Origin of the sequence: Pseudomonas entomophila (assembly GCF_029478665.1) — a bacterium.
Taxonomy (GTDB): Bacteria; Pseudomonadota; Gammaproteobacteria; order Pseudomonadales; family Pseudomonadaceae; genus Aquipseudomonas; species Aquipseudomonas entomophila_F.
The window spans coordinates 19,297-40,731 of sequence record NZ_JARPQB010000026.1 but is presented as its reverse complement, the minus strand read 5'-3'; the positions used below and the strand labels follow the sequence as shown (position 1 = coordinate 40,731).

Here is a 21,435-nt window from a genome sequence, read left to right as displayed (position 1 = left end):
TCATGAGCAAGACTGTCATCAACAGCGACAAGGCCCCTGCCGCCATCGGCACCTACTCGCAGGCGATCAAGGCCGGCAACACCGTGTACATGTCGGGCCAGATCCCGCTGGACCCGAAAACCATGGAGCTGGTCGAAGGCTTCGAAGCCCAGACCGTGCAGGTGTTCGAGAACCTGAAGTCAGTTGCAGAGGCTGCTGGCGGTTCGTTCAAGGACATCGTCAAGCTGAACATCTTCCTCACCGACCTGAGCCACTTCGCCAAGGTCAACGAGATCATGGGCCGCTACTTCGAGCAGCCCTACCCGGCCCGCGCCGCCATCGGCGTGGCAGCCCTGCCCAAGGGCGCCCAGGTCGAGATGGACGCCATCCTGGTCCTCGAGTGACACTCCGGTGACGGGCCCCTCGCCCGTCACCGCCCCTTCCTGCCCCAAGGTTTCCACCATGCGCCACGCATTGCCTCTCGCGCTGGCAGCCCTGCTCCTGGGCGGCTGCGCCAGCCACAAACCCGAAGATTTCAACGGCACCTGGATCAACCAGGCCGCTATCGACGCCGCCGCCAAAGGCACCAGCCTGCGCCAGGCCCTGAGCGATCACGGGCCGGTGCTCGAATGGAAGATCGACGTCAAGAACCAGCAAGCCAGCTTCAGCAACGGTTTCGAAGCGGCCGATGGCCGCCTGAGCGCCAACGAGAAAGACTGGCAGGCCAGCTTCGAAGGCGGCCTGAACGAACAGCTCAAGCTTGATGGCGCTGAACTGCAGGCCATCGACCCTTCTGGCCACGAGCAAGTCTTTGCCCGCGCCAAGGCGGCCGATAGCAACGCCCCCTTGGGCGGCACCTTCGAAAGAGCGCTCTACAAGGCCTACCTGGGCGGCGATTGGAAGATCGTCGAAGGCCAGGGTAAAGGCGCCGTGGTGCGTTTCAGCGACACTGGCAGCGTGACCGGCCTGCCCGGCCCGGATCGTTTCGCCCTGTGCCTGGCCGGCGACTGCGCCGATATGGGGGGTAGCAACGACAGCCTTTGGCTTGAACGCAACCAACGCGGCGCACCGTGGATGTTCAAACGTGACGGCGACACCCTGGAAATCTACCAGGCGGTGAATCTTGCCCAGCCCGATGAAAAACCGCAGCTGACGCCCGGTGCGCGGCAGTGGGTGCTGGAGAAGGATTGACCCAGCAGCCCATTCGCCGGCAAGCCGGCTCCTACAGATTACGCTTCACCTGTAGGAGCCGGCTCGCCGGCGAACTGCCACTCAACGCCCTGCCAGAATGGCCGCATACCCCTCTTTATAACTCGGATACTGCGGCACCCAGCCCAGCGCCCGTGCCCGCGCATTGCTGCAGCGCTTGCTGCCGGTACGCCGCACGCGTTGCTCATCCGACCATTCGGTCACCCCAAGATACCCGCGCAACCAGGCCACCACGTCGGCCAGCGGCGCCGGGTCGTCATCCACGCCGATATAGCAATCATCGAGCGCTACACCCTGGGCATCAGACTGCAGCAGATGCGCCAGCAGGCTCGCGGCATCCTCGGCATGGATCCGGTTGCCATACAAGGGCGGCTCCTCGGCCACACGATAGCCCTGACGAACCTGACTCAGCAGCCACTCACGGCCCGGGCCATAGATACCGGTCAGGCGCACGATGCTGGCAGGGATGCCACTTTCAAGGGCCAGACGCTCCGCTTCCAGCATCACCTTGCCTGAATAGCCTTCAGGCGCGGTGCTGGCGGTCTCGTCGATCCACTCGCCATCCTGCTGCGCATAGACACTGCTGCTGGAAACGAACAGCAGGCGGCGCGGCGCCTGGCCGTTGCGCTCAAGCCACCCCAGCACATGGCGTAACCCCTCGACATAGGCGGCCTGGTAGCCGGCCTCGTCATGCTGGTTGGCGGCCACGCAGTACACCAGGTAGTCAGGCGCGCACTCGGGCCAGGCCTCAGGTTGGCGGCGATCAGAAAGATCGGCGGCAATGGGCCGCACGCCTTCGGGCAGTTGATCGACCGAACGCCGCAAGCCGCTGACCTGCCAGCCTTGAGCAAGCAGTTGACGGGCAAGGCGACTGCCCACGTCACCGCAACCCACGATCAAAGCTGTAACGTCTGACATGCCAAATCTCCTAATGCGAAAGACGCAGGCTATCGGTTTAGCGCGATCAACGGCTATACCAAGGTCAAAAAAAGCAATCACATTACTTTTGTTAACAAGAATTACTTGCAATAATGGCCGCCTTGTCTGTTCTCGGCCCGCCTCGAGGCCTCGAAGAACTCAACCCATTTCTCTTCATCAGGTCCGGCCAGCATGACACGCACTCAACCTTCCGCTTCGCCTACCCCGTCGCGCGCCTGGCGCGCCATCGCCGCGCTGATGTTCAGCCTGGTGCTGGCCCCGGCAGCCATGGCCGAAGAGCCAACCGCACAGGCCACCACCCCGGCCGCTGCCAGCGCCCCGGCCGCCGAAGGCCAGGCTCCGGCACCCGAGCTGACGCCTGAAGCCCAGGCGCTGGTCGACGACCTGCAGAAGTCCGCTGAAGCCGTAATCGCCGAAGACACCTCGCTGGGCATGGCCCATGACCTGTCCCCATGGGGCATGTACAAGAACGCCGACGTGGTGGTGAAGGCCGTGATGATCGGCCTGGCCCTCGCCTCGATCATCACCTGGACCATCTGGATCGCCAAGGGCTTCGAGCTGATGGGCGCCAAGCGTCGCCTGCGTGGCGAAATCGCAGCGCTGAAGCGCTCCGTGAGCCTGAAAGAAGCCAGCGACGTCTCGAACAAGGAAGGCACCCTGGCCCACACCCTGGTCCACGACGCCCTCGAAGAGATGCGCCTGTCGGCCAACGCCCGCGAGAAGGAAGGCATCAAGGAGCGCGTCAGCTTCCGCCTGGAGCGCCTGGTCGCCGCCAGCGGCCGCAACATGAGCAGCGGCACCGGCGTGCTGGCCACCATTGGTTCCACCGCGCCGTTCGTCGGCCTGTTCGGTACCGTGTGGGGCATCATGAACAGCTTCATCGGCATCGCCAAGACCCAGACCACCAACCTGGCCGTGGTTGCCCCGGGCATCGCCGAGGCCCTGCTGGCCACCGCGCTGGGCCTGGTCGCGGCGATCCCGGCCGTGGTCATCTACAACGTCTTCGCCCGCTCCATTGCCGGCTACAAGGCGCAGGTCTCCGACGCCTCCGCCCAGGTGCTGCTGCTGGTCAGCCGCGACCTGGACCACCAGGGCAGCGAGCGCGCCGCCCCGCACATGGTGAAAGTGGGGTAAGCCATGGGCCTGCATCTCAACGAAGGTGGCGACGACCTCGCCGAGAACCACGAAATCAACGTCACGCCGTTCATCGACGTGATGCTGGTGCTGCTGATCATCTTCATGGTCGCGGCGCCCCTGGCCACGGTCGACATCAAGGTCGACCTGCCCGCCTCGACCGCGAAACCCGCGCCCAGGCCCGAGAAACCGGTGTTCGTCAGCGTCAAGGCCGACAAGAAGCTGTACGTCGGTGATGACCAGGTGGCCCAGCCCGACCAACTCGGCGCGATGCTCGACGCCAAGACCAAGGGCGACAAGGAAACCACCATCTTCTTCCAGGCTGACAAGGGCGTCGACTACGGCGACCTGATGGAAGTGATGAACACCATGCGCGCGGCCGGCTACCTCAAGGTCGGTCTGGTCGGACTCGAGACGGCAGCCAAGAAATGACGAAAACGCGCTCGAACATGGCGCGCTATGGCATCGGCCTGGCCATCGTGCTGGGCGTGCACGTGGCCGCCGTGGTGCTGACGCTCAACTGGTCGGTGCCCCAGGCCATCGAGCTGCCCCCGGCAGCGATGATGGTCGAACTGGCACCGCTGCCGGAGCCGGCGCCACCACCACCGCCCAAGGCTGCGCCCAAGCCGCCGACGCCGGTCGAGGAGCCGCCACTGCCCAAGCTGGTGGAGGCGCCCAAGCCGAAGATCGCCATCCCCAAGCCGCCCAAGCCCAAGGCCAAGCCACAGCCGCCCAAGCCGGAGAAAAAGCCTGAGCCGCCGAAGGATGAGCCTCCGGCCAAGGATGACGTGGCGGACACACCGCCCAGCAACGCACAGCCGCAGAAATCGGCCGCACCGGCACCGAGCATCGCCTCCAACAGCAATGCCCTGCCCAGCTGGCAGAGCGACCTGCTGCGCCACCTGGCCAAGTACAAGAAGTACCCGGAAGACGCTCGCCGTCGTGGCCTGCAGGGCATCAACCGCCTGCGCTTCGTGGTCGACGCCGAGGGCAAGGTGGTCTCGTACTCGCTGGCCGGAGGCTCGGGCAGCGCGGCACTGGACCGGGCGACCCTGGAGATGATCCGCCGCGCCGGCACGGTACCGAAGCCACCGGCGGAGCTGCTGAACAATGGCACGATCGAAGTCGTGGCGCCGTTCGTCTATTCCCTGGACCGACGCTGACACTTTTGTTTCTGTCACAAAACGGCAAGTCTGATAACGTGCGTCTATCGATTGCAGCCGCTATGCTGGGGCCGCAACTTCATGGACGCACGTTATGACCCTCACCGAACTTCGCTACATCGTCACCCTCGCCCAGGAGCAGCACTTCGGCCACGCGGCCGAGCGTTGCCACGTCAGCCAGCCCACGCTGTCGGTCGGCGTGAAGAAGCTCGAGGACGAGCTGGGCGTGCTGATCTTCGAACGCAGCAAGAGCGCGGTGCGTCTCACGCCGGTCGGCGAGAGCATCGTCGCCCAGGCGCAGAAGGTGCTGGAGCAGGCCCAGGGCATTCGCGAACTGGCCCAGGCCGGCAAGAACCAGCTCACCGCCCCGCTCAAGGTCGGCGCCATCTACACCGTCGGCCCCTATCTGTTCCCGCACCTGATCCCGCAACTGCACCGCGTGGCACCGCAGATGCCGCTGTACATCGAAGAAAACTTCACCCATGTGCTGCGCGAGAAACTGCGCAACGGCGAACTGGACGCAGTGATCATCGCCTTGCCGTTCAACGAAGCCGACGTGTTGACGCTGCCGCTGTACGACGAGCCGTTCTGCGCACTGATGCCCGCAGACCACCCCTGGACGCAGAAAGACACCATCGACACAGCCATGCTCAACGACAAGAGCCTGCTGCTGCTGGGCGAAGGCCACTGTTTCCGCGACCAGGTACTGGAAGCCTGCCCAACGCTCAACAAGGGCGGTGAAGGCTCGAAACACACCACGGTCGAATCCAGCTCGCTGGAAACCATCCGCCACATGGTCGCCTCCGGCCTGGGCGTATCCATTCTTCCGCTGTCGGCGGTGCACAGCCACCACTACGCGCCCGGTGTCATCGAGGTTCGCCCGCTGACCGCGCCGGCACCGTTCCGCACCGTGGCCATCGCCTGGCGCGCCAGCTTCCCGCGGCCGAAGGCCATCGAGATCCTCGCCGACTCGATCCGCCTCTGCTCGGTGGCCAAGGCGCCCGTGGAACAACCGGCCTGAGCCCATGACCGAGCTGTCGAACGTCCCGGTCACGGCGCTCAAGGGCGTTGGCGATGCCATGGCGGAAAAACTCGCCAAGGTCGGCCTGGAGAACCTGCAGGACCTGCTGTTCCACCTGCCGCTGCGCTACCAGGACCGTACCCGCGTGGTCCCCATCGGCCAGTTGCGGCCCGGCCAGGACGCGGTCATCGAAGGCGTGGTCAGCGGCGCCGACGTGACCATGGGCAAGCGCCGCAGCCTGGTGGTGCGCCTGGGTGATGGCACGGGTGTGTTGAGCCTGCGCTTCTACCACTTCAGCAATGCGCAGAAAGAGGGCCTCAAGCGCGGCACCCATCTGCGTTGCTATGGCGAAGCCCGTCCCGGGGCCTCGGGGTTGGAGATCTACCACCCCGAGTACCGCGCGCTCAATGGCAGCGAACCGGCGCCGCCGGTCGAGCAGACGCTCACGCCGATCTACCCGACCACCGAAGGGCTCACGCAACAGCGCCTGCGCCTGCTGTGCCAGCAGAGCCTGGGCCAGCTCGGCCCGCGCAGCCTGCCCGACTGGCTGCCCGACGAGCTGGCCCGCGACTACCAGCTGGCGCCGCTCAGCGACGCGATTCGCTACCTGCACAACCCGCCGTCCGACGCCGACCTCGATGAACTTGCCGAAGGCCATCACTGGGCCCAGCACCGCCTGGCCTTCGAGGAGCTGCTCACCCACCAGCTGTCGCAACAGCGCCTGCGCGAGAGCCTGCGCAGCCTGCGCGCACCGGTGCTGCCCAAGGCCAGCCGCCTGCCCGCGCAGTACCTGGCCAATCTCGGTTTCAGCCCGACCGGCGCCCAGCAGCGCGTGGGCAACGAAATCGCCTACGACCTCAGCCAGCCCGAACCGATGATGCGCCTGGTACAGGGCGACGTGGGCGCAGGCAAGACCGTGGTCGCCGCGCTGGCCGCCCTGCAGGCGCTGGAAGCTGGTTACCAGGTCGCCTTGATGGCACCCACCGAGATCCTCGCCGAACAGCACTACATCACCTTCAAGCGCTGGCTCGAGCCGCTGGGCATCGAAGTCGCCTGGCTGGCCGGCAAGCTCAAGGGCAAGGCCCGCGCCAGCGCCCTGGAGCAGATTGCCAGCGGCACACCGATGGTGGTCGGCACCCATGCGCTGTTCCAGGACGAAGTGCAGTTCAAGCACCTGGCGTTGGCGATCATCGACGAACAGCACCGCTTCGGCGTGCAGCAGCGCCTGGCCCTGCGCAAGAAAGGCGTGATGGGCCAATTGTGCCCGCACCAGCTGATCATGACCGCCACCCCGATCCCGCGCACCCTGGCCATGAGCGCCTACGCCGACCTGGACACCTCGATCCTCGACGAGCTGCCACCCGGCCGTACGCCGGTCAACACCGTGCTGGTCGCCGACAGCCGTCGCTTCGAAGTGGTCGAGCGGGTTCGCGCCGCCTGCGCCGAAGGGCGCCAGGCCTATTGGGTGTGCACCCTGATCGAAGAGTCCGAGGAACTGACCTGCCAGGCCGCCGAGAGCACCTTCGAGGAGCTCGGCAGTGCGCTGGGCGAACTGCGCGTGGGGCTGATCCACGGGCGCATGAAACCCACGGAGAAGGCTGCGGTGATGGCCGAGTTCAAGGCTGGTGAACTGCAACTGCTGGTTGCCACCACTGTGATCGAGGTCGGCGTGGACGTCCCCAACGCCAGCCTGATGATCATCGAAAACCCCGAGCGCCTGGGCCTGGCCCAGTTGCACCAGCTGCGTGGCCGGGTTGGCCGGGGCAGCGCGGTCAGCCACTGCGTGCTGCTGTATCACCCACCGCTGTCGCAAATCGGCCGGGAACGCCTGGGCATAATGCGGGAAACCAACGACGGATTCGTCATAGCAGAGAAGGACCTGGAGTTGCGAGGCCCCGGCGAGATGCTCGGCACCCGCCAGACCGGCCTGCTGCAGTTCAAGGTCGCCGACCTGATGCGCGACGCCGACCTGCTGCCCGCCGTGCGCGATGCCGCCCAGGCGCTGCTGGCGCGCTGGCCGGGCCACGTCAGCCCGCTGCTCGACCGTTGGCTGCGCCACGGCCAGCAATATGGCCAGGTGTGACGCTCGTCCCAATATGGATCCAGCTTGTCGGTCAGGCTGGTTATACTTCGCGTTTAAAAGAATGATTGGATACAGACCATGACTGAAGTTGCCCTGGATACCGCAACCCCAACCGCACCGTCTGTCATCCGGCTGTTGCTCGACAAACTCGGCGTCACCTACCGCGAGGTGCCCGATCACCCGCAACAGCCTGCCGCCTCGCGGGTGCAGGCAGCCCTGCTCGACGATGAGATCGGCGCCATGCTGGTGCTGTTCCCGCAAAGCCAGCTACTGGACCTCAAACGCTTCGAAGAGCTGACAGGCCGCAACCTCACGGCGGTGCCATTGAAGCGTCTGAACCAGATGCTCGACAAACACCACCTCAAGACCCTGCCGGCCATCCCTGCCCTGACCAGTTCGCCCTGCCAGTATGAAAAAAGCCTGCTCGGCAACGACAAGCTGCTGATCCAGTCTGGCGAAACCGGCGTGTTGCTGGAGATCGAACGGGCCGCCTTCCGCAAGCTGCTCGCCAAGGCCAGTGCCAGCACCTTCGGCCAGGAGGTCAAGGACATCCGCCCGAACCTCGACCGTCCGCATGACGACTCCCAGGAAATCACCAAGGCGGTGCAAGAGTTCACCGCCCGACGCATCCAGAAGCGCCTGGAAGAAACCATCGAGATCCCGCCACTGGCCGACACCGCGCAGAAGATCATCAAGCTGCGCGTCGACCCCGATGCGAGCATCGACGACATCACTGGCGTGGTGGAAACCGACCCGGCCCTGGCCGCCCAAGTGGTCAGCTGGGCCGCTTCGCCCTACTACGCCTCGCCCGGCAAGATCCGTTCGGTGGAAGACGCCATCGTCCGCGTGCTGGGCTTCGACCTGGTGATCAACCTCGCCCTGGGCCTGGCGCTAGGCAAGACCCTGAGCCTGCCCAAGGACCACCCGCAGCAGGCCACGCCGTACTGGCAGCAGTCGATCTACACTGCAGCGGTGATCGAAGGCCTGACCCGGGCCATGCCCCGCGCCGAGCGGCCGGAGGCCGGCCTGACCTATCTGGCCGGGCTACTGCACAACTTCGGTTATTTGCTGCTGGCTCATGTGTTCCCGCCGCACTTCTCGCTAATCTGCCGCCATCTGGAGGTCAACCCGCACCTGTGCCACAGCTACGTGGAGCAGCACCTGCTGGGGATCAGCCGCGAGCAGATCGGTGCCTGGTTGATGAAGCTGTGGGACATGCCCGATGAGCTGACCACCGCGCTGCGCTTCCAGCACGACCCATCCTACGACGGTGAGCACTCGGCGTTCCCCAACCTGGTGTGCCTGGCCATTCGCCTGCTACGCACCCGAGGGATCGGTTCGGGGCCGCAGGACGATATTCCTGAAGCGCTGCTCGAGCGCCTCGGGCTGACCCGCGAAAAAGCCGATGAAGTGGTGAACAAGGTACTGGAGGCCGAAGCGTTGCTGCGTGAGCTGGCTTCGCAGTTCCACGTGCCGCATTCGCATTAAGACCGCCCTGTAGGAGCGGCTTCAGCCGCGATCACCCGCGAAGCGGGTACCGGAAGCCGCGGTGCCTGCCTCGCGGCTAAAGCCGCTCCTACGCTTTCTTCTTCGGTTTCAGGTACTTCATCAAGCCCTGGAACCAGATCACCAGCGCCGGATTGCCTTTGATCTGGATGCTCTTGTCCTGAATCCCCTGCATGAACGCCAGCTGCTTGTTACCGGCCTGCAGCGTGGCGAAGCCGTAAGCGGCATCCTTGAAGGCGATGGCGAAGGCTGGCTGCGGGTGCAGGCCACCCTTGCTGCTGATGCGCTGGCCACTGACGATGAAGTGTCGGGCAACCTTGCCGTCGAGCGTCTGCATCTGGAAGACCAGATCCTTGTCCTGCAGTTGCTGCTGGAACGCCGGGTTGTTGCGGCTGGCCTTGGCCATCAGCAAGCCCATGGCCCAGAGAAGAAAACGAAACTTCATCAACGCCCCTCGAATGAAAAATGACTGAGGCGCGCAGTTTATCCGTTTCCCGCCCTATTTATGCAAGTTCGCCGCATTTGGTTACCAGAAACGCAACGGGCGCCTCTCGGCGCCCGTCAGGATAACCTGCGGATCACTTTTTCTTGGCAGGCTTGGCCGGGGCGTTGACGCTGTCGCGCAGGTTCTTGCCCGGCTTGAAGGCAACGGTGTTGCTGGCCTTGATCTTGACTGGCTCACCGGTCTGCGGGTTCTTGCCAGTGCGGGCGCCACGGTGGCGTTTTTCGAAGGTGCCGAAACCGACCAGGGTGACGGTGTCCTTGTCGAGCGCGCCGGTGATGCTATCGAGAATCGCGTTCAGGACAGTGTTGGCCTTTTCCTTGGTCAGATCGGCCTTTTCGGCGATGACGGCGGCGAGTTCTGGTTTACGCATAGTGAAGCCTCTTTGACGGAATTCTTGTTGTTATGCCGTGCTGCCGAAGGAAGCAGCGCTCAAGGCACCGCAGGCTCTAGTCTGCGGTAGACGCCAGTGAGAATGGCACGCCGTCCGGGGCCGCGCCAGTGTCTGGGCGGCCATTGTCGCGGCAAGAACAGGATAAATCCGACAGAACGCCCGCTATTTACGCCATCAGGGCTGGCAACTGCTTGTTCAGCGCCAGTTTCTCCATCACCGCACCGCCGGTCAGCGCGTAGCCCAGCAACTGGCCATCGGCACCGTGGCAGAGCACCTTGAGGTCGGCGCCCTGGCCTTCCACTTGCCAGGTTCCCTCTTGGCCATAAGGGGGTGGCGACACCACCAGCGGGCAGGCTGGTGTCTTCACGGTGACGGGCATCGGCCCGTAGCTGACCGCCGTCGGGTTGCCGGCCAGGGTCTGGGCCAGGGCGCGGGCGCAGGTCATCAGTGGCATGACGTACAGCAGGTTGATGCCCTCGACCTCGGCGCAATCCCCCAAGGCGAAAATATTGGCATGGGAGGTGCGCAGCTGGCGGTCGACCACCACGCCGCGATTGACCTGCAGGCCCGCAGCGGCGGCCAGGTCAGTGCGCGGGCGCAGACCGATGGCCGAGACCACCAGGTCGCAGGCGATCACGCGGCCATCGGACAGGTGCGCCTCGAGGCCCACCCCGGCGTGCAGCAGACGGGTCAGTACCGGGCCCAAGTGGAAGCGTACGCCCAACCCTTCCAGGCCGGCCTGCACGGCAGCGGCGGCAGCGGGGTGCAGCAGGGTCGGCATGACCTGCTCACACGGGGCGACTACTTCGCATTGCAAACCACCCAGGGTCAGGTCGTTGGCAAACTCGCAGCCGATCAAACCGGCCCCCAGGATCAATACGCGTTGCTTGCCTGCGGCGGCGGCGCGGAAGCGCGCGTAGTCTTCAAGGTCGTTGATCGGGAAGATCAACTCGCCGGCATCGCCTTCGACCGGCACCTGCACGGTCTGTGCGCCCCAGGCCAGCACCAGGTCACGGTACTCGACCGCTTCCTCACCGATCCACAGGCGCTTGTGGCCCGGGTCGATGCCGCTGATGCGGGTGTGAGTGCGGATCTCGGCCTTGAGCTGCTCGGCCATGGCACCGGGCTCGGCCATGCACAGGCCGTCGGCGTCCTTCTGCTTGGCGAAACCGGTCGAGAGCATGGGCTTGGAGTAGGAACGACCGTCGTCGGCGGTGATCAGCAACAACGGCGTCTCGCCGTCGAGCTTGCGAAACTCTCGCGCCAGGTTGTAGCCGGCCAGGCCGGTACCGATGATCACCACGGGGGACGTCATGTCGTTTCTTCCTTAGTCAGATCAGGGGTTCGATCAGCCGATGGCGATCATTTCGAAGTCGCTCTTGCCCACGCCGCAGTCGGGGCACAACCAGTCTTCCGGTACATCTTCCCAACGGGTGCCTGGGGCGATCCCATCATCCGGCCAACCTTCGGCTTCGTCATAGATCAGGCCACAGACAATGCATTGCCACTTTTTCATTTACTGCTTTTCCTCGGTCAGGCCTTTCTGGTGCGTTGTCGCTGATGGCCTCTTCGCGGGCAAGCCCGCTCCTACAGGGGACGCGCAGACCCCGGAGGCTGCGCTGTACTTGTAGAAGCGGGCTTGCCCGCGAAGGCGCCACCGCGCAATTCGTGTGGGCTTTGTACTGGCCCTGCCAGCAGTATGCAAGCAGTCGGGGCAAACATGCTAAGCTCGCCGCCTCTCTGGCCTGTATCAAGCATACCCACGTGCCGTACGAAACCCCGCAAGCAGCCGCTGTCGCGTGGCTGCCGTATCCACAGCTGGCGACCACCCTCGACCAGCCAACCCTCGACTGGCTGTTCGACGAGGGCTCCCTGACCCGCCGCCTGACCCGCCTCTCCCACGACCACTTCAGCGTCACGCCCCTGTTCGAGGGCTGGCAACCGCTGCGCGACGACGAGTGCGCCGCCCTGGGCCTGGCGCCCGGCGAGGAAGGCTGGGTGCGCGAAGTCTACCTGCGTGGCCACGGCCAACCTTGGGTGTTCGCCCGCAGCGTGGCCGGGCGCAGCGTGCTGGAACGTGGCGGCCTGGACCTTGAAACACTCGGCAGTCGCTCGCTGGGCGAGCTACTGTTCTGCGACCAGGCGTTCATCCGCCACCCCCTCGAGGCCTGCCGTTATCCACAAGGCTGGCTGCCCACCGAAGTGGCCCATGAAGGGTTGTGGGGGCGGCGCTCGCGCTTCGAGCGCAGCGGCCTCGACCTGCTGGTGGCCGAGGTGTTCCTGCCAGCGCTCTGGCAAGCGGCCAAGGAGGAAACCCGCTGATGTACCTGCAACTGCTCAAGTCGCTCAACCGCCTGCATCCACGGGCCTGGGACTTCATCCAGCTGAGCCGCATGGACCGGCCGATCGGGATCTACCTGCTGTTGTGGCCGACGCTGGTGGCGGTGTGGATCGCCGGCAACGGTTCGCCGAGCCTGAAGAACGTGCTGATCTTCGCCCTTGGCGTGGTGCTGATGCGCGCCGCCGGCTGCTGCATCAACGACTTCGCCGATCGCAAGGTGGACGGCCACGTCAAGCGCACTGCCGACCGGCCACTGGCCAGTGGCCGGGTCAAGCCTCGGGAAGCCGTGATGCTGTTCGCCCTGCTGGTGGGGTTGAGCTTCCTGCTGGTGCTGTGCACCAACGCCACGACCGTGTGGCTTTCGTTCGGCGCCGTGGCCCTGGCGTTCTGCTACCCGTTCATGAAGCGCTTCACCTACTACCCGCAGGTGGTGCTGGGCGCGGCCTACTCCTGGGGCATCCCCATGGCCTTTACCGCCGCCGGCGGCGAACTGCCGGCCAGCGCCTGGCTGCTGTACATCGCCAACCTGCTGTGGACCGTCGGTTATGACACCTACTACGCCATGGTCGATCGCGACGATGACCTGAAGATCGGGGTGAAGTCCACGGCGATTCTGTTCGGCGAGGCCGACCGGGTGATCATCCTGACCTTGCAGCTGCTGTCGCTGGGCTGCCTGCTGCTGGCGGGCAATCGCTTCGATCTGGGCGGCTGGTTCCATCTGGGGCTGCTGGCGGCGGCGGCATGCTTTGCCTGGGAGTACTGGTCTACGCGCAACCTGGACCGCGATTCGTGCTTCAAGGCGTTCCTGCACAACCATTGGGCGGGGATGCTGATCTTCATCGGGGTGGTGCTGGATTACGCCTTGCGGTGACGCCGCCGGCCTCGTTCGCCGGCAAGCCGGCTCCTACAGGGTGACGTTGCAGGAGCCGGCTTGCCGGCGAACAGGGCATCACTGGCTCAGGGCTTGGCGACGTGCCAGACGTCCTTCATGCCATCGCCGGTCATGTCCCCGGCTTTCTTGTCCTTGACGAAGGTGTATAGCGGCTTGCCGTCGTAGGCCCATTGCATGGAACCATCGTCACGCTTGATCTGTGTCCACTTGCCTTCGGCCTTTTCACCGTCCTGGACCTTCAGCGGCGGCCAGTTGCCGGCGCAGTCGCCATTGCACATCGACTTGCCACCCGCGTCCTTGTCAAAGGTGTACAGCGTCATACCGTTGTGATCGACCCACATGCCGTCTTTTTCCATGGCGTGATGAGCGGACGCCACCCCCGGCACTGCCAGCGCAGCGCAAAGGGCCATCCAGCTCAGCGTATGTCGTGTCATTGGAATCACCATTGTTTCGGGGGCTCGGAGGGGTTCAGCCGCCGCTCGGGCGGCCCCCTGAAGCCTAGTCCAGTCACGCAATGTCGCCAGAACGGCCAACACCCTGTCACACAGCTGCAATAATTCCGTTATCTAATGCGGGCCAAGACACCGTTCCTGGGAGAGGTAATTGAGCATGGTTGGCAGAAACATTCTGATCGTCGACGACGAAGCGCCTATCCGCGAGATGATCGCCGTTGCATTGGAAATGGCCGGCTATGACTGCCTCGAGGCCGAGAACTCGCAGCAGGCCCACGCGATCATCGTCGACCGCAAGCCAGACCTGATCCTGCTCGACTGGATGCTCCCGGGCACCTCGGGCATCGAGCTGGCCCGCCGCCTCAAGCGCGACGAGCTGACCGGCGACATCCCGATCATCATGCTCACCGCCAAGGGCGAAGAGGACAACAAGATCCAGGGCCTGGAAGTCGGCGCCGACGACTACATCACCAAGCCGTTCTCCCCTCGCGAACTGGTGGCCCGGCTCAAGGCCGTGCTACGCCGCACCGGCCCCAGCGACAGCGAAGCGCCGATCGAGGTCGGCGGCCTGCTGCTCGACCCGATCAGCCACCGTGTGACCATCGACGGTCGGCCGGCCGAGATGGGCCCCACCGAATACCGCCTGCTGCAGTTCTTCATGACCCACCAGGAGCGCGCCTACACCCGCGGCCAACTGCTCGACCAGGTCTGGGGCGGCAACGTCTATGTCGAGGAGCGCACCGTCGACGTACACATCCGTCGCCTGCGCAAGGCGCTGGGTGAGGCCTACGAAAATCTGGTACAAACCGTCCGCGGCACCGGCTACCGCTTCTCGACCAAGAGCTGATCGAGCCCGAGCATCCGCTGTACAAGGACTGTCAATTGAACCCGAACTGGCACGCGACCCTGATTCGCCACATGCTCCTGCTGATCACCGCCTGCCTGATCGGCGGGCTGGTCAGCGGCTTCTACGGCTGGAGCCTGGCCATCGGCCTGGCGTTCTACCTGGGCTGGACGCTCAAGCAGTTGCTGCGCCTGCATGACTGGCTGCGCAACCACCAGCCCGACGAGGCCCCGCCCGACGGCTACGGCCTGTGGGGCGAGGTGTTCGACAGCATCTACCACCTGCAACGCCGCGACCAGCGTGTGCGTGGCCGCCTGCAGGCGGTGATCGACCGGGTCCAGGAGTCCACCGCGGCCCTGCGTGACGCGGTGATCATGCTCGACAGCGATGGCAACCTGGAATGGTGGAACCGCGCCGCCGAAACGCTGCTGGGCTTCAAGACCCCGCAGGACGGCGGCCAGCCGGTGACCAACCTGGTGCGCCACCCCCGGTTCAAGGAGTACTTCGAGTCGGAGAACTACGCCGAGCCGCTGGAGATCCCCTCGCCCATCAACGACCGCCTGCGGGTGCAACTGCACCTGACCCGCTACGGCAACAACGAGCACCTGATGCTGGTGCGCGACGTCACCCGCATTCACCAGCTCGAGCAGATGCGCAAGGATTTCGTCGCCAACGTGTCCCACGAACTGCGCACGCCACTGACGGTGATCACCGGCTACCTGGAGACGCTGCTGGACAACGTCGAGGACGTGAATCCGCGCTGGAGCCGTGCCCTGCAGCAGATGAGCGCGCAAGGTTCGCGCATGCAGACCCTGCTCAACGACCTGCTGTTGCTGGCCAAGCTCGAAGCCACCGACTATCCGTCGGACAACCAGCCTGTGTCGGTCGACACCCTGCTCACCGCCATCAAGAACGATGCCCAGGCCCTGTCCGGCCCGCGCAACCAGCGCATCACCCTTGAAGCCGCGCCCGGTATTCGCCTCAAGGGCAGCGAGTCGGAGCTGCGCAGCGCGTTTTCCAACCTGGTGTTCAACGCGGTCAAGTACACCCAGGATGAAGGCAATATCCGTATCCGCTGGTGGGCCGACGAACAGGGTGCGCACCTGTCGGTGCAGGACTCGGGGGTGGGCATCGAGGCCAAGCACTTGCCGCGCCTCACAGAACGCTTCTACCGGGTCGATTCCAGCCGCGCCTCCAACACCGGTGGCACCGGGCTGGGCCTGGCAATCGTCAAGCATGTGCTGATGCGCCATCGTGCGCGCCTGGAGATCAGCAGCGTGCCGGGGCATGGCAGCACCTTTACCTGCCACTTTGCGCCGGCACAATTGGCGGTGAGCAAAGGTTGAGATTGCCGGGGCTGCTTTGCAGCCCATCGCCGGCAAGCCGGCCCCTACGTTAGGAGGTGGCTTGCCGGCGATGGGCGCAAAGCGCCTCAATTAAGACCACGGCCCTTTGCTTTTACGGCCTCAGCCGCTACATTGGATCCCCTGTGCCAGCCATCGCTGGCACTTTTTTTCTCCCTTTCTCAAAGACGGACCCCGTAAAAACTCCATCATGGACCCTTCCCCTGGCATCAGCCTCACCTCGTTGTTCGCCGATTTCGGCATGATTCTCTTCGCCTTGTTCCTGGTACTGCTCAACGGCTTCTTCGTGGCCGCCGAGTTCGCCATGGTCAAGCTGCGTTCCACCCGGGTCGAATCCATCGCCGAGCTGCACGGCTGGCGTGGCAGCATCCTGCGCAAGGTGCACAACCAGCTCGACGCCTATCTCTCGGCCTGCCAGCTAGGTATCACCCTGGCCTCCCTGGGCCTGGGCTGGGTCGGCGAGCCGGCTTTCGCCCACCTGCTCGAGCCGTTGCTGGCCGCCGTGGGCGTGGACTCGCCCGAGCTGATCAAGGCGATCTCGTTCTTCGTCGCCTTCTTCGTGATCTCGTACCTGCACATCGTGGTCGGCGAACTGGCCCCCAAATCCTGGGCCATCCGCAAGCCCGAGCTGCTGTCGCTGTGGACCGCCGTGCCGCTGTACCTGTTCTACTGGGCGATGTACCCGGCCATCTACCTGCTCAACGCCAGCGCCAACACCATCCTGCGCATCGCCGGGCAGGGTGAGCCCGGCCCGCACCACGAACACCACTACAGCCGCGAGGAGCTCAAGCTGATCCTGCACTCCAGCCGTGGCCAGGACCCGAGCGACCAGGGCATGCGCGTGCTGGCCTCGGCCGTGGAGATGGGCGAACTGGAGGTGGTCGACTGGGCCAACTCCCGCGAGGACATGGTCAGCATCGACGCCCATGCGCCGCTGAAGGAAATCCTCGCGCTGGTGCGTCGGCACAAGTTCAGCCGCTACCCGCTGTATGACGCCGAGCGCGAAGAGTTCACCGGCCTGCTGCACATCAAGGACCTGCTGCTGGAGCTGGCCGAACTGGAGCACCTGCCCGAAACCGTCGACCTCGACGACCTGGCCCGCCCGCTGGAGCGCGTGTCGCGGCACATGCCACTGGCGCAGTTGCTGGAGCAGTTCCGCAAGGGTGGCGCGCACTTCGTGCTGGTCGAGGAAGCCGATGGCAAGGTCATCGGCTACCTGACCATGGAGGACGTGCTGGAAGTGCTGGTCGGCGATATCCAGGACGAGCACCGCAAGACCGAACGCGGCATCCTCGCCTATCAGCCAGGCAAGCTGCTGGTGCGCGGTGACACGCCGCTGTTCAAGGTCGAGCGCCTGTTGGGCATCGACCTGGACCACATCGAGGCGGAAACCCTCGCCGGGCTGATCTACGAAACGCTCAAGCGGGTGCCCGAGGAAGAGGAAGTGCTGGAAGTCGAAGGCCTGCGCATCATCATCAAGAAGATGAAAGGGCCGAAGATCGTGCTGGCCAAGGTGCTCAAGCTCGATTGAGCACCGATTCACCGGCAACGCCGGCTCCCGTAGGGGCCGGCTTGCCGGTGAACCTCACGGATTCCCCGCCGTGAAATTCGGCAACCCGCCGATCGGCCGGTCGAACTGGAACGGGATCGATTCCAACGCCAATCCCACGTTGCGCTGTACCACGAAATGCAGGTGCGGCCCGGTGCTATTGCCGGTGTTGCCCGACTTCGCCAGCGCCTGCCCCAGCACCACCCGCTGCCCCTCCGCCACCACTACCGAACCGCGCATCAGGTGCAGGTACACACCCATGGTGCCGTCCGGGTGGAGGATGCGCACGAAATTGCCCGAGGGGTTGGTGCCCCGCCCGCTCTGGCTGTTCTCTATCTTCACCACCACGCCCCCACGCGCCGCGATGATCGGTGTGCCCTCGGGCATGGCGATATCCATCGCATAGCGGCCCTTGGGCCCGAAATGGCTGAAGCGACCGTTGGGCCCCTGGGTCAGGCGGAACGGCCCACCCTTCCACGGGAAGGGGTAGCGATAGCCCTCGGAGCGCTGGATCGGGTCACCCATGGCGTAGTTGAACGTGCTCGAATACTTCAATGGCCCACCCGGGGCGGCCAGCACCACGCTGAGCACCTTGCTCGAGCGCGGCCCGATCACGCGCCGCACGACGCGCGGGGCGTTGCCGCCAAAGGCGTTGGCCAGCTTGTCCACGCGCAGTTCCACTTCCAGCGGCACGTACAATTCGTTGCGCGCGATGAAGCGCACGCCACCGGGGAAAGGTTCGGCCTGCAGGCGCACCTGGCGGTCCAGGCGCTCGACCATCGGCTCACGGAAGATGAACGGCTTGGCGCCCGGGCTTGGTCGGTCGGAGTAGGAGACCACGCCGAAGTTGTCGGTGGTCTTGTAGATGGTCATGCCCAGGCTCGACGCCGAGGCCATGAGCAAGGCACAGAACAGCAGCAGGCGGGCGGGCATGATGGTGGCTTTTTGACAGGTATGGTCTGTCGAAGCCTAGCAGCCCGAATAAAGACAAGTTGTGACAGCTGGTCGGAAGTTTTTAGAGCCCTCTGTAGGAGCGGCTTCAGCCGCGATGCAGACAACGCGGTTGGCACCCGCTTCGCGGGTGATCGCGGCTAAAGCCGCTCCTACAGAGTGTGCAGCCCGGCGATCAAGCGCCCGGCGTGAAGTGCTTCTGCGTGGTGCCACGGGCAATCAGGCGCGACAGGTAGTCGAGCTTTTGCGCATCCTGGTCGACGAACTTGAAGGTCAGCTGCAGCCAGTCGCTCTCGGGCTTGGGCTCCAGCGCGGCGATGGCGTGCAGGTAGCCGTTCAAACGTGCCACCTCGGCGTTCTCGCCCTGCTCCAGGTCCAGCACCGCGCCTTCGAGCACCTGTGGTAGGTTGGCGCTGCGGCGCACCACCAGCAGGGCTTCCTTCAGGCTCAAGGCCTTGATCACGCACGGCTGGGTGCCACTGGACAGGCGCAGCTGGCCCTGGCCACGGCCCGCCTGGGCCGCGGCAGCGGCTGTCTTCGGCGTGGGCGCATTGATCAGCGGCTTGGCCGCTGCTGCCACCGGGGCAGCGGCAGGCGCAGCCACCTTGGCCGCCTCCGGACGACCGCCGGTCAGCGCGCTGAGCGAGTCGTTGGCGAACGCCGAGTTGACCCGAGCCGGCGCGCTGGACATCAGGGCATCGAGCTTGCCGATCTTGGTCAGCGACTTCTTCACCTTGGTCAGCAGCTGCTCGTTGGTGAACGGTTTGCCGACAAAATCGGAAACGCCGGCCTGGATGGCCTGGATCACGTTCTCCTTGTCGCCACGGCTGGTCACCATGATGAACTGCATGGTCTTCATTTCTTCCTGCTGGCGGCACCAGGTCAGCAGTTCGAGGCCCGACATCTCGGGCATCTCCCAGTCGCACAGGACCAGGTCGAAACGTTCCTTGGTGAGCATCGCCATGGCCTTGCGACCATTGACCGCGTCCTCGATTACCACACCGGGGAAGGCGTTGCGCAGGCACTTCCTCACCAGGTCGCGGATGAACGGGGCATCATCCACGACCAGCACATTCACTTTACTCATCGATACTCCTCTTGAATCCCGGCTAGCATACCGCCGACTGATGGCCATTTGCCAAACCACTGGTCACGCCGGGACTTCTCACACGGTTCGCGGGTGCCTGCTGGTGCTCGACCGCAAACGAAAACGCCCGGCGATTGCCGGGCGTTCATGCTCGGGAGCAATTCTATTTATCGTCCGGTTCAGCCGGAACATTAGCGATTTCACCCTCATCGAAGGCCTCGCCTTGCACTTCGGCTTTCATGCGCTTGAGACCCATGTGGCGCACGTCGGTACCCCGCACCAGGTAGATCACCAGCTCCGAGATGTTGCGCGCGTGGTCGCCGATGCGCTCCAGCGAACGCAGGGCCCAGATCACGCTCAACACGCGAGAGATCGAGCGCGGATCTTCCATCATGTAGGTGACCAACTCGCGCAGCGCAGTCTTGTACTCGCGGTCGATGGTCTTGTCGTACTGGGCCACCGACAGCGCCAGGTCGGCGTCGAAGCGGGCGAAGGCGTCCAGCGCGTCGCGGACCATGTTGCGCACCTGGTCGCCGATGTGGCGCACCTCGACGTAACCCCGCGGCGACTCGCCTTCCTCGCACAACTGGATGGCGCGGCGGGCGATCTTGGTCGATTCGTCGCCAATGCGCTCCAGGTCGATCACCGACTTGGAGATGCTGATGATCAGGCGCAGGTCGGAGGCCGCCGGCTGGCGACGGGCGAGGATGCGCACGCACTCCTCGTCGATGTTGCGCTCCATCTGGTTGATCTGTTCATCGACCTCGCGCACCTGCTGGGCCAGGCCCGAGTCGGCCTCGATCAGCGCGGTGACGGCGTCGTTCACCTGCTTCTCGACCAGGCCGCCCATGGCCAGCAGGTGGCTGCGCACCTCCTCGAGCTCGGCGTTGAACTGCTGGGAGATGTGGTGGGTAAGGCTTTCTTTGTTGATCATCGTTTCGCTCCGCGAAGCAGCTGCAAGCTTCAAGTGGTTCGTGTCGTTCCTTGGCCTGTAGGAGCGGCCTTGTGCCGCGAAAGGGCCGCGAAGCGGCCCCAAGGTTTCAGCCCTGAGGCAACCATCGCCGGGGCTGCTTTGCAGCCCTTTCGCGACACAAGGCCGCTCCTACACAAGCACCCTTTGGCCAATAGTTAGCCGTAGCGACCGGTAATGTAGTCTTCGGTCTGCTTCTTCGCCGGGTTGGTGAACAGGGTGTCGGTGTCACCGAATTCGACCAGTTTGCCCATGTACATGAACGCGGTGTAGTCCGAAACACGGGCCGCCTGCTGCATGTTGTGGGTCACGATGACGATGGTGTACTTGGATTTCAGTTCGTAGATCAGCTCCTCGACCTTCAGCGTCGAGATCGGGTCCAGCGCCGAGCACGGTTCGTCGAGCAGCAGCACTTCCGGCTCGACGGCGATGGTACGGGCGATCACCAGACGCTGCTGCTGGCCACCGGACAGGCCCAGTGCCGAGTCGTGCAGGCGGTCCTTGACCTCATCCCACAGCGCTGCGCCCTTCAGCGCCCACTCCACCGCTTCGTCGAGCACGCGCTTCTTGTTGATGCCCTGGATGCGCAGGCCGTAGACCACGTTCTCGTAGATGGTCTTGGGGAACGGGTTGGGCTTCTGGAACACCATGCCCACGCGGCGACGCAGTTCGGCCACGTCCTCGCCCTTGCGGTAGATGTTGTTGCCGTACAGGTTGATGGCACCTTCGACGCGGCAGCCATCGACCAGGTCGTTCATGCGGTTGAAGGTGCGCAGCAGGGTGGACTTGCCGCAGCCGGACGGGCCGATGAAGGCGGTCACGCGCTGCTTGGGGATGTTCATGCTGACGTCGAACAGCGCTTGCTTGTCGCCGTAGAACAGGGACAACCCGGGTACTTCGATGGCCACGGTCTCTTCGGCCAGGCGCAGGCTCTGCTTGTCGCGGCCCAGGGCCGACATGTCGATGCCGTGGGCGTGGGATTCATGCTGCATGGTCAACTCCATACGCTATCAATTCGTTTCAAAGGGCCGCCCGTTGTTCGGGCGGCACGCTTG

Annotated in this window: 23 protein-coding genes; 13 read left to right on the top strand and 10 right to left on the bottom strand. The window is 64.6% G+C overall.

The window, feature by feature from the left end; translation table 11 throughout:
- Positions 1-2: 2 nt before the first annotated feature.
- The gene (locus P5705_RS14885; protein WP_011536411.1) at positions 3-383 is read left to right on the top strand and encodes a RidA family protein; all 381 of its coding nucleotides are present in this window, start codon (positions 3-5) and stop codon (positions 381-383) included.
- A 58-nt stretch (positions 384-441) separates the two neighbouring features.
- Positions 442-1,170 (top strand): hypothetical protein, encoded by a 729-nt coding sequence (locus tag P5705_RS14880; RefSeq protein ID WP_277461599.1) that lies wholly within the window; start codon positions 442-444, stop codon positions 1,168-1,170.
- 81 nt (positions 1,171-1,251) lie between these two features.
- Here the strand turns inward: P5705_RS14880 and P5705_RS14875 are convergent, their stop codons facing one another.
- A complete protein-coding gene (locus P5705_RS14875; protein ID WP_277461598.1) occupies positions 1,252-2,106 on the bottom strand; it encodes an SDR family oxidoreductase in 855 nt (284 codons plus the stop codon).
- 192 nt (positions 2,107-2,298) lie between these two features.
- Here P5705_RS14875 and exbB point away from each other — a divergent pair, with 192 nt between their 5' ends.
- The 6 genes from exbB (at position 2,299) to P5705_RS14845 (ending at position 9,016) form a co-directional block, all read left to right on the top strand.
- Positions 2,299-3,261: a tonB-system energizer ExbB gene (exbB, locus tag P5705_RS14870; protein WP_277461597.1), complete on the top strand. Its 963-nt coding sequence runs from the start codon at positions 2,299-2,301 to the stop codon at positions 3,259-3,261.
- A 3-nt stretch (positions 3,262-3,264) separates the two neighbouring features.
- Positions 3,265-3,693, top strand: a complete 429-nt coding sequence (gene exbD, locus P5705_RS14865; protein ID WP_240066723.1) for a TonB system transport protein ExbD — start codon at positions 3,265-3,267, stop codon at positions 3,691-3,693.
- Positions 3,690-4,424, top strand: a complete 735-nt coding sequence (locus P5705_RS14860) for an energy transducer TonB (protein WP_277461596.1) — start codon at positions 3,690-3,692, stop codon at positions 4,422-4,424. Before exbD ends, P5705_RS14860 begins: the two co-directional genes overlap by 4 nt.
- A gap of 94 nt (positions 4,425-4,518) precedes the next feature.
- Positions 4,519-5,445 (top strand): hydrogen peroxide-inducible genes activator, encoded by a 927-nt coding sequence (locus P5705_RS14855; protein WP_011536417.1) that lies wholly within the window; start codon positions 4,519-4,521, stop codon positions 5,443-5,445.
- Between the two features lie 4 nt (positions 5,446-5,449).
- Complete coding sequence (gene recG / locus P5705_RS14850; RefSeq protein ID WP_277461594.1) at positions 5,450-7,528, top strand: ATP-dependent DNA helicase RecG; 2,079 nt, start codon at positions 5,450-5,452, stop codon at positions 7,526-7,528.
- A 78-nt stretch (positions 7,529-7,606) separates the two neighbouring features.
- Positions 7,607-9,016 (top strand): HDOD domain-containing protein, encoded by a 1,410-nt coding sequence (locus tag P5705_RS14845; protein ID WP_277461593.1) that lies wholly within the window; start codon positions 7,607-7,609, stop codon positions 9,014-9,016.
- 88 nt (positions 9,017-9,104) lie between these two features.
- On the opposite strand, the gene P5705_RS14840 is transcribed toward P5705_RS14845, so the two are convergent.
- The 4 genes from P5705_RS14840 to P5705_RS14825 form a co-directional block, all read right to left on the bottom strand.
- Positions 9,105-9,479, bottom strand: a complete 375-nt coding sequence (locus P5705_RS14840; protein WP_011536420.1) for a hypothetical protein — start codon at positions 9,477-9,479, stop codon at positions 9,105-9,107.
- A 133-nt stretch (positions 9,480-9,612) separates the two neighbouring features.
- Complete coding sequence (locus P5705_RS14835) at positions 9,613-9,909, bottom strand: HU family DNA-binding protein (RefSeq protein WP_213658917.1); 297 nt, start codon at positions 9,907-9,909, stop codon at positions 9,613-9,615.
- A 187-nt stretch (positions 9,910-10,096) separates the two neighbouring features.
- On the bottom strand, positions 10,097-11,245 hold the full coding sequence (locus P5705_RS14830) for an NAD(P)/FAD-dependent oxidoreductase (RefSeq protein ID WP_277461591.1): 1,149 nt from the start codon (positions 11,243-11,245) through the stop codon (positions 10,097-10,099).
- 33 nt (positions 11,246-11,278) lie between these two features.
- A complete protein-coding gene (locus P5705_RS14825; RefSeq protein ID WP_011536423.1) occupies positions 11,279-11,446 on the bottom strand; it encodes a rubredoxin in 168 nt (55 codons plus the stop codon).
- A 248-nt stretch (positions 11,447-11,694) separates the two neighbouring features.
- Between P5705_RS14825 and P5705_RS14820 the strand changes: the two genes are divergently transcribed.
- The gene (locus tag P5705_RS14820) at positions 11,695-12,252 is read left to right on the top strand and encodes a chorismate--pyruvate lyase family protein (protein WP_277461590.1); all 558 of its coding nucleotides are present in this window, start codon (positions 11,695-11,697) and stop codon (positions 12,250-12,252) included.
- Entirely contained in the window at positions 12,252-13,142 is an 891-nt protein-coding gene (ubiA, locus tag P5705_RS14815; RefSeq protein ID WP_277461589.1) for a 4-hydroxybenzoate octaprenyltransferase, read from the top strand. The genes P5705_RS14820 and ubiA overlap by 1 nt, the downstream gene beginning before the upstream one ends.
- An 86-nt stretch (positions 13,143-13,228) precedes the next feature.
- Here ubiA and P5705_RS14810 read toward each other — a convergent pair whose 3' ends face one another.
- Entirely contained in the window at positions 13,229-13,597 is a 369-nt protein-coding gene (locus tag P5705_RS14810; protein WP_277461588.1) for a COG4315 family predicted lipoprotein, read from the bottom strand.
- 175 nt (positions 13,598-13,772) lie between these two features.
- On the opposite strand from P5705_RS14810, the gene phoB reads away from it, so the two are divergent.
- The 3 genes from phoB to P5705_RS14795 all read left to right on the top strand — a co-directional run bounded on the left by phoB (position 13,773) and on the right by P5705_RS14795 (position 17,354).
- Entirely contained in the window at positions 13,773-14,462 is a 690-nt protein-coding gene (gene phoB, locus P5705_RS14805; RefSeq protein ID WP_011536427.1) for a phosphate regulon transcriptional regulator PhoB, read from the top strand.
- A 71-nt stretch (positions 14,463-14,533) separates the two neighbouring features.
- Positions 14,534-15,805 (top strand): phosphate regulon sensor histidine kinase PhoR, encoded by a 1,272-nt coding sequence (gene phoR, locus P5705_RS14800; protein WP_277461642.1) that lies wholly within the window; start codon positions 14,534-14,536, stop codon positions 15,803-15,805.
- A 208-nt stretch (positions 15,806-16,013) separates the two neighbouring features.
- A complete protein-coding gene (locus tag P5705_RS14795; protein WP_277461587.1) occupies positions 16,014-17,354 on the top strand; it encodes a hemolysin family protein in 1,341 nt (446 codons plus the stop codon).
- 54 nt (positions 17,355-17,408) lie between these two features.
- On the opposite strand, the gene P5705_RS14790 is transcribed toward P5705_RS14795, so the two are convergent.
- From P5705_RS14790 to pstB, 4 genes are all read right to left on the bottom strand, one after another.
- Positions 17,409-18,305, bottom strand: a complete 897-nt coding sequence (locus P5705_RS14790) for a M23 family metallopeptidase (protein ID WP_277461586.1) — start codon at positions 18,303-18,305, stop codon at positions 17,409-17,411.
- Between the two features lie 193 nt (positions 18,306-18,498).
- Positions 18,499-19,410, bottom strand: a complete 912-nt coding sequence (locus P5705_RS14785; protein ID WP_277461585.1) for a response regulator — start codon at positions 19,408-19,410, stop codon at positions 18,499-18,501.
- Positions 19,411-19,573: 163 nt separating this feature from the next.
- The gene (phoU, locus tag P5705_RS14780; RefSeq protein WP_023630537.1) at positions 19,574-20,344 is read right to left on the bottom strand and encodes a phosphate signaling complex protein PhoU; all 771 of its coding nucleotides are present in this window, start codon (positions 20,342-20,344) and stop codon (positions 19,574-19,576) included.
- A 194-nt stretch (positions 20,345-20,538) separates the two neighbouring features.
- Positions 20,539-21,372, bottom strand: coding sequence for a phosphate ABC transporter ATP-binding protein PstB (pstB, locus tag P5705_RS14775; protein WP_011536433.1), 834 nt, complete (start codon positions 21,370-21,372; stop codon positions 20,539-20,541).
- Positions 21,373-21,435 lie beyond the last annotated feature (63 nt).

Bases quoted from the DNA above. Each gene is read 5' to 3' on its own strand.
- P5705_RS14885 (WP_011536411.1), top strand. From the start codon at position 3: ATGAGCAAGACTGTCATCAACAGCGACAAGGCCCCTGCCGCCATCGGC.
- P5705_RS14880 (WP_277461599.1), top strand. From the start codon at position 442: ATGCGCCACGCATTGCCTCTCGCGCTGGCAGCCCTGCTCCTGGGCGGC.
- P5705_RS14875 (WP_277461598.1), bottom strand. From the start codon at position 2,106: ATGTCAGACGTTACAGCTTTGATCGTGGGTTGCGGTGACGTGGGCAGT.
- exbB (WP_277461597.1), top strand. From the start codon at position 2,299: ATGACACGCACTCAACCTTCCGCTTCGCCTACCCCGTCGCGCGCCTGG.
- exbD (WP_240066723.1), top strand. From the start codon at position 3,265: ATGGGCCTGCATCTCAACGAAGGTGGCGACGACCTCGCCGAGAACCAC.
- P5705_RS14860 (WP_277461596.1), top strand. From the start codon at position 3,690: ATGACGAAAACGCGCTCGAACATGGCGCGCTATGGCATCGGCCTGGCC.
- P5705_RS14855 (WP_011536417.1), top strand. From the start codon at position 4,519: ATGACCCTCACCGAACTTCGCTACATCGTCACCCTCGCCCAGGAGCAG.
- recG (WP_277461594.1), top strand. From the start codon at position 5,450: ATGACCGAGCTGTCGAACGTCCCGGTCACGGCGCTCAAGGGCGTTGGC.
- P5705_RS14845 (WP_277461593.1), top strand. From the start codon at position 7,607: ATGACTGAAGTTGCCCTGGATACCGCAACCCCAACCGCACCGTCTGTC.
- P5705_RS14840 (WP_011536420.1), bottom strand. From the start codon at position 9,479: ATGAAGTTTCGTTTTCTTCTCTGGGCCATGGGCTTGCTGATGGCCAAG.
- P5705_RS14835 (WP_213658917.1), bottom strand. From the start codon at position 9,909: ATGCGTAAACCAGAACTCGCCGCCGTCATCGCCGAAAAGGCCGATCTG.
- P5705_RS14830 (WP_277461591.1), bottom strand. From the start codon at position 11,245: ATGACGTCCCCCGTGGTGATCATCGGTACCGGCCTGGCCGGCTACAAC.
- P5705_RS14825 (WP_011536423.1), bottom strand. From the start codon at position 11,446: ATGAAAAAGTGGCAATGCATTGTCTGTGGCCTGATCTATGACGAAGCC.
- ubiA (WP_277461589.1), top strand. From the start codon at position 12,252: ATGTACCTGCAACTGCTCAAGTCGCTCAACCGCCTGCATCCACGGGCC.
- P5705_RS14810 (WP_277461588.1), bottom strand. From the start codon at position 13,597: ATGACACGACATACGCTGAGCTGGATGGCCCTTTGCGCTGCGCTGGCA.
- phoB (WP_011536427.1), top strand. From the start codon at position 13,773: ATGGTTGGCAGAAACATTCTGATCGTCGACGACGAAGCGCCTATCCGC.
- phoR (WP_277461642.1), top strand. From the start codon at position 14,534: ATGCTCCTGCTGATCACCGCCTGCCTGATCGGCGGGCTGGTCAGCGGC.
- P5705_RS14795 (WP_277461587.1), top strand. From the start codon at position 16,014: ATGGACCCTTCCCCTGGCATCAGCCTCACCTCGTTGTTCGCCGATTTC.
- P5705_RS14790 (WP_277461586.1), bottom strand. From the start codon at position 18,305: ATGCCCGCCCGCCTGCTGCTGTTCTGTGCCTTGCTCATGGCCTCGGCG.
- P5705_RS14785 (WP_277461585.1), bottom strand. From the start codon at position 19,410: ATGAGTAAAGTGAATGTGCTGGTCGTGGATGATGCCCCGTTCATCCGC.
- phoU (WP_023630537.1), bottom strand. From the start codon at position 20,344: ATGATCAACAAAGAAAGCCTTACCCACCACATCTCCCAGCAGTTCAAC.
- pstB (WP_011536433.1), bottom strand. From the start codon at position 21,372: ATGCAGCATGAATCCCACGCCCACGGCATCGACATGTCGGCCCTGGGC.